General features: G+C 39.5%; 5 protein-coding genes and 1 pseudogene. 4 read left to right on the top strand and 2 right to left on the bottom strand.

Features of this window, described 5'->3' with window-relative positions; genetic code table 11:
* Positions 1–839, bottom strand: a pseudogene (locus VB654_RS23820) (DUF3352 domain-containing protein); the annotation flags it as partial.
* Between the two features lie 145 nt (positions 840–984).
* Here VB654_RS23820 and VB654_RS23815 point away from each other — a divergent pair.
* The 3 genes from VB654_RS23815 to VB654_RS23805 all read left to right on the top strand — a co-directional run bounded on the left by VB654_RS23815 (position 985) and on the right by VB654_RS23805 (position 3,521).
* Positions 985–1,344 (top strand): rhodanese-like domain-containing protein, encoded by a 360-nt coding sequence (locus VB654_RS23815; RefSeq protein WP_323216313.1) that lies wholly within the window; start codon positions 985–987, stop codon positions 1,342–1,344.
* A gap of 374 nt (positions 1,345–1,718) precedes the next feature.
* Positions 1,719–2,816 carry a heat-inducible transcriptional repressor HrcA gene (hrcA, locus tag VB654_RS23810; protein ID WP_323216312.1) on the top strand — a complete coding sequence of 366 codons (1,098 nt, stop codon included), beginning with the start codon at positions 1,719–1,721 and terminating at the stop codon, positions 2,814–2,816.
* Between the two features lie 12 nt (positions 2,817–2,828).
* The gene (locus VB654_RS23805) at positions 2,829–3,521 is read left to right on the top strand and encodes a DUF2834 domain-containing protein (RefSeq protein ID WP_323216311.1); all 693 of its coding nucleotides are present in this window, start codon (positions 2,829–2,831) and stop codon (positions 3,519–3,521) included.
* A 95-nt stretch (positions 3,522–3,616) separates the two neighbouring features.
* Here the strand turns inward: VB654_RS23805 and crtW are convergent, their stop codons facing one another.
* On the bottom strand, positions 3,617–4,396 hold the full coding sequence (crtW, locus tag VB654_RS23800) for a beta-carotene ketolase CrtW (RefSeq protein ID WP_323216310.1): 780 nt from the start codon (positions 4,394–4,396) through the stop codon (positions 3,617–3,619).
* A gap of 774 nt (positions 4,397–5,170) precedes the next feature.
* Between crtW and VB654_RS23795 the strand changes: the two genes are divergently transcribed.
* Positions 5,171–5,989, top strand: coding sequence for an SDR family oxidoreductase (locus VB654_RS23795; protein WP_323216309.1), 819 nt, complete (start codon positions 5,171–5,173; stop codon positions 5,987–5,989).
* Positions 5,990–6,100: the final 111 nt, after the last annotated feature.

Raw genomic sequence — 6,100 nt, 5'->3', positions numbered from 1 at the left:
GTCGGCATAATTTCCGAGTCAGTCAGAAAGTTAGTTTCTGCTAACAGTCCCTTGGAGTTCAAAGATAAAGAAATAATTTGACTATCAAAGGTGACTTCTGGTAGTTCTAAACCTTGCCATTCGGCCACGGCGGGAAGATTGAGAAAAGCCGTAGCTAAGGAGGCTTTAGGCAATTGTTGGGCAGCTTTTTGGTATTTAAGCGAACTGGACAAATTCAAATCAGGAGCCTGGACATTATTAATTGCGTCTCGTAGCACCTTCAAATCATTAGCAAATAAAACAAAGTCATCCACAACTGCACCAGCTAGGGAATCTTGTTGTGGTTGGGAATCGTCAGATATCAGCTTTACACCTTCATATTCTTCAACAGCCAAATTTGCGCCAGCCAATACCCTGCGAGAAAAGAGCAAGTCTAAAAATTCACGGCTTTTGTCTGGTTTCTCAGTTGCTAGTGCCATTAAATACCCTGGCTGTTTTCCATTCTCTAGATCACGATCAATATCTACAGTAGTCACGGAGAGGGTAATTTCATTTCCCAGCCAAGGCTGAATATCTTGTTTGTAATCTATACCACTCTTAGCCAATAAACTGGTTTTGAGTTGAGATAATTCCCCTTTGCGCTCCAATGACTGCAAGCGTTCAGGATTTGTCAGCAACGAAACCGTCACCGGAGCCAATTTAGAGACGAATATAGCAGCATGGGGCTGAGAGCTAGAGGCGATGAATTTAACCGGAGTCTGAGCGAAAAACCAATAAAAGCCTGCGACGATAATTAGAAGTGCGATGCCTGCGGCGACCACGAAACCAAATAATGAGCGTTGACTATTGACATTAGACATACTAAACCAGCAATAAATTTTACAATGGTTGGATTTGACAGGCCATCGGGAATGACTAATAACTACTCCTTTGGGAATAGATGCTGATGCTAGGAAGCAAATTTTCTGTCAACATAAAGTGTATTAGGTTGTTTACAAAAATTTCATGACAGGGAATCCTTCTGGTCAACTCATTACTCAGATTAGTGTAGAGGAACTGGCGCAACGTCTGTCTTCTGGTGATGCAAGTATTCAGTTAATAGATGTACGTGAACCTCAAGAACTAGCAACCGCTAACATAGAAGGCTTTGTCAATCTCCCCCTGAGCGAATTTGTAGAATGGGGCGATCAAGTCCCCACCATGTTCAATCCCCAAGCTGAAACCCTGGTATTATGTCACCACGGCATTCGCTCTGCCCAGATGTGCCAGTGGCTCATGGTTCAAGGTTTTACAAATGTTAAAAACATTACAGGTGGCATTGATGCCTATTCTCTATTAGTTGATGACTCAATTCCGCAATATTAGTCATTTGTCCTGATTTCAAGCCCCTAAATTTATTTATGGGGTTCTTTCCCTACCCCCCGCCCCTTTTTCTCTTCTTTGACCTCTGACCAATGCTATTCTTAACACAATACCGTTACCAAGACAACTTAAGACTGTCAGCAGCACTCAGATTTGATTCATTTTGCATATATGAATTTTGTCTAAAATAAGTATTTTTGAATACAGCTTTTTCATTCAAAAGCTGCAATAATACTTAAAGATGCTGACTATACTCATAACACACAAAAAATTAAATATTTTGCTAAATTAATTAACTATTATTCATAATATTTGGCTTTAAAATCCCCAAAATTTTCCCAGTTTAGTCAAAATTTGCCTTCAGCAAAACATACCTTATGCAAGTCCAGTTAACGAATCGACAACAGCATATACTTTGGGCAACAGTACGCCACTATATTGCTACAGCAGAGCCTGTAGGTTCAAAAGCTTTGGTTGATGAGTATGACTTGGGTGTGAGTTCAGCCACTATTCGGAATGTCATGGGTGTGTTAGAAAAATCTGGGTTACTTTACCAGCCACACACTTCTGCTGGACGCATACCTTCAGATTCAGGCTATCGCATTTATGTTGACCAGTTAATTACACCTGCTTTGCGAGATGTAACGCGCACGGATGTTTTAGCCAAAGAAGTAGAACAGGCGCTGCAAAATCGCCTCCACTGGGAAGATTGGAGTTTGGAAGCTGTACTACAAGGTGCAGCGCAAATTTTAGCCACTGTGAGTGGCTGCATTAGCTTAATTACTATGCCGCAAACCACTACAGCCATCTTGCGACATCTGCAACTAGTGCAAATTGAAACTAACAAGATTATGCTAATTGTGGTGACGGATGATTATGAGACACATTCTAGGCTAATGAATTTGTCGCCCACCGAGGAAGAAGCAAAACTTGATCCAGAGGGCATAGATCATGAATTGCAGATTGTTTCTAACTTTTTGAATACCCACTTGCGGGGACGCAGTTTATTGGAATTAGCCAGCTTGGATTGGAGTGAGTTAGATCAGGAATTCCAACGCTATGGTGAATTCTTAAAAGGTTCAGTCACAGAATTAACTCGTCGTCATCTGACACCAACTACGACCCAAATTATGGTTCGGGGTGTGGCAGAAGTTTTGCGTCAGCCAGAATTTTCTCAATTACAGCAAGTCCAGACAATTATCCAACTGCTGGAAGAAGAACAAGACCAACTGTGGCGATTAATCTTTGCCGAACCGGAAGCGGAAGAGGTGGGTAAATCCAAGGTAACGGTTCGCATTGGTACAGAAAACCCCTTAGAACCGATACGTACTTGTACTTTAATTACTTCTACCTATCGCCGGGGTTTGCTACCTTTAGGAAGTGTAGGTGTTTTAGGGCCAACGCGCCTAGATTATGATAGCGCGATCGCAGTTGTAGCGGCTGCTGCTGATTACCTCTCCGATGCTTTTAGTTAACTTGTTTAAATCATGTTCAGAAAAATTGCCTTTGGGGTGTTGTGGCTAGGATTTCTTACTTATGCTTTTCTATTTGCTCCCCCCGATCAACCTGATACCTTTGAATTAATTAAAAACCTTTCCGTTGGGCAATGGCAAGATATTAACCCCCTAATCATAGCCTTATTCAACCTCATGGGCATTTGGCCGGTAATTTACAGTGCAATTCTGTTTATTGATGGTAGAGGGCAAAAAATTCCCGCTTGGCCCTTTGCTACAGCTTCTTTTGCCGTCGGTGCTTTTGCGCTGTTGCCTTATTTAGCTTTACGGGAACCAAATCAGCAATTTTCTGGAAACAAAAATCTCTGGCTAAAATTACTAGATTCTCGGATTACTGGTTTGATTTTAACTATCGGCGCAGCGATTCTAGTCCGCTATGGTTTACAAGGAGATTGGGGAAATTTTGTCCAGCAATGGCAAACTAGCCGCTTCATCCATGTGATGAGTTTAGACTTCTGCCTACTTTCGCTATTATTTCCCGCATTATTGGGAGATGATATGGCACGTCGGGGGATAAAAAATCAAGTATTTTTCTGGTTCATCGCATTGATTCCCCTATTCGGCCCCTTAATTTATTTAACTGTACGATCTGCTGGCAGTAGCGCTGAGTGCAAAGCACAGGTTCCGCTACCAGAAACCAACATAAATACAGAACTTTCCCACTAAAAACCCCAAATATCGGCTTTTAATTATTCTTATCTTGTGTGGGAGGGCAAAAATACCCGCCCTACAATATATTTAGCGCAATATTAATGCCACCGTCACACATTTGATTTAGAAATTTTATAAATTTCAGGTAACTGCCACCAAGGAATATGGGGGTATTCGTGATGTTCATGATGATAACCAAAATGGTAACAAGTGATGAATGACCACCAAATGGGACGGCTAATAGTTTGGGAACGATGAGGTTCTTTATAACCTTCTACGGGTTCACTGTGGGGTAAAAAAGTTCCAAAATAAAATAATTGTAAAGAACTTAAAATTGAAGGAATTACCCAGAAATAAGTCAAGTTATCATCGGGAAGATGCCATATATATTTGACCAAATTATAGATAATCATTAATGTGATAATTTGCAGCCAACTCCAGTAACCTTTCATAAAATATAAATACCAAGCAAAAAAGTTTTTATGCTTACCGTTATGAAAATCTGGGTCTGTTTCACTAGCTGGATTATGGTGATGTACCCAATGCTTTTTTAAAAGTTTGGGATAGGATAAAAGACCATAAAGAAATAGACACAATGAGCCAATGAAATGGTTAATTTTGGGATTTTTAGGAAAAACTACCCCATGCATGGCATCATGAGCTGTAATAAATAATCCCGTATATAAAAATGTTTGCCAAAATATGATCGGCAACAACATCCAAAATTTGAATTGGGATATATCAATATAAAGTAAAAAACCGAGGCTGATAGCCCATATACTAATAATGGCGATCGCCATAAAAATTCCCCCAAACAGGGATGTACTTTTCACGGCTGGCGTGGTAGAGATTTTTCTTTGAGGCAACTGTGTTTGTTCTAACTGGAACACGCTTTTACTCCGCGTAGGATTCAGGTGAAAATTTCAGAATATAGTTGTGGAAAAGCACTCAGCATTAGTCTAGAAACTAATTTTGGTGGTAAGCTTTCTGCATTAGGTAGTCCCAATCATTCCAAACTGTGTAGAAATATTAAAATAACTTAACTATTATTACACATTATGCTCCCCATACCAAAAACTGTATTCAGTTAAAGAAATAGGTAATGATGGTGAAAATACTGTTTAGTTTGTTCTCAACAGCCCCAACCGATAATTAGGAACCGAGCATCAGTATTTTACGCAATATGTTGTAGCGATTAGTATGCCAAAATAAGTAAGCGATCAAACCAACCATCACCAAGGGACTATTCCCAAGTACCGATTGAGGCGTAAACATCTTTGCCATTGTTAGCAGTTTCAGTGGCATCATTCAGATAAAGTCCCATGATCAATTTTCTAGCCAATTATAAGATGACCTTTTTCATAGTATTTACCTGCCTATTTAGTGCTATCTGTCTCTAGTGTCAAAATGTCAGCAAGTCTAAAGAATGAATTTTTCAAGTTTGAGAGGAATATTTTTAATAATTAAAAATTTGATCATTCCGCTATTTTGAAGATCACAATATTTCGTTTTTCACCAAGTATTTACAAATGCCATAACACTGGCAGTAAGAGCCAAAAAGTAAAACTTCAAATATCATAAAAAATCTAACGCAAGTTAGAAGATTTCGTAAATATGATTAACCAGAATAATAGATAAATGGTATTATATTTATAGTTGTAAATATGGCCTCTACAGTATTAATTACAGGTGGATCTCAAGGTATCGGCAAAGCTACGGCGCTTTTATTTTCCCGCAAAGGTTATAATCTCGTCCTTGCAGCCCGTCATGCTGACACATTAGCCGCTACAGCCCAAGAGATAGAAAACCTTGGTCATCCCGTCCCATTAACTATTACTTGCGATGTCAAAGATCCATCTCAGGTAGAGATATTAGTGCAGACAGCATTAGAAAATTATGCTGATATCGATGTTTTGGTAAATAATGCCGGTATCTTTGCATCAGGGCCAGTAGAACAATTTTCGCTCAATGATTGGCACGAAGTTATAGACACTAACCTTTGGGGATATATTCATACTATTCATGCCCTTTTACCTCATTTTCTGCAACGGGGAAGGGGAACCATAGTTAATGTTAGTTCAATTGGCGGTAAAGTACCGACGGCTTACATGGTTCCCTACTGTACGAGTAAGTTTGCGGTGACAGGGTTAACAGAAACACTGCAAGCAGAATTACAACCAAAAGGTATTCAAGTTTGTGGAATTTATCCGAATTTAATCAAGAGTAGTTTTATGGAACGGGCAGTTTTTAGAGGACAGGATGAACAAGAAATCCAAACTCGAAGGGAACAGCTTGATAATGTCCTGAAAACTCCTGTAATAGAGAAGCCGGAAGATGTGGCTAATGCTATTTGGGATGCAGTCAAGCATCAAAAATCAGATGTGATGGTTGGTTCTGCTAATGTTTCTCAAGGTTTATATCGATTGTTTCCTGGTGTGATGAAGTGGGTTTCTCGGCAAACTTTGAAAAATCAAGATAATTAATCAATCCCGTTGCTAGTTTAGGAAAGTTAAACGCCTGTAGAAACGGTATGAATACGACTTAAGGAATGAATTTATGAAAAATGAAAATTTAGACTCTATGTTCCTCCTCTT

The sequence above is a fragment of the Nodularia sp. UHCC 0506 genome (assembly GCF_034931045.1).
Taxonomy (GTDB): domain Bacteria; phylum Cyanobacteriota; class Cyanobacteriia; order Cyanobacteriales; family Nostocaceae; genus Nodularia.
The sequence above is the reverse complement of the archived record's forward strand: the minus strand, read 5'-3'. Positions and strand labels throughout refer to the sequence as shown.

Coding starts and splice junctions, on each gene's coding strand:
- VB654_RS23815 (WP_323216313.1), top strand. CDS start 985: ATGACAGGGAATCCTTCTGGTCAACTCATTACTCAGATTAGTGTAGAG.
- hrcA (WP_323216312.1), top strand. CDS start 1,719: ATGCAAGTCCAGTTAACGAATCGACAACAGCATATACTTTGGGCAACA.
- VB654_RS23795 (WP_323216309.1), top strand. CDS start 5,171: ATGGCCTCTACAGTATTAATTACAGGTGGATCTCAAGGTATCGGCAAA.
- VB654_RS23805 (WP_323216311.1), top strand. CDS start 2,829: ATGTTCAGAAAAATTGCCTTTGGGGTGTTGTGGCTAGGATTTCTTACT.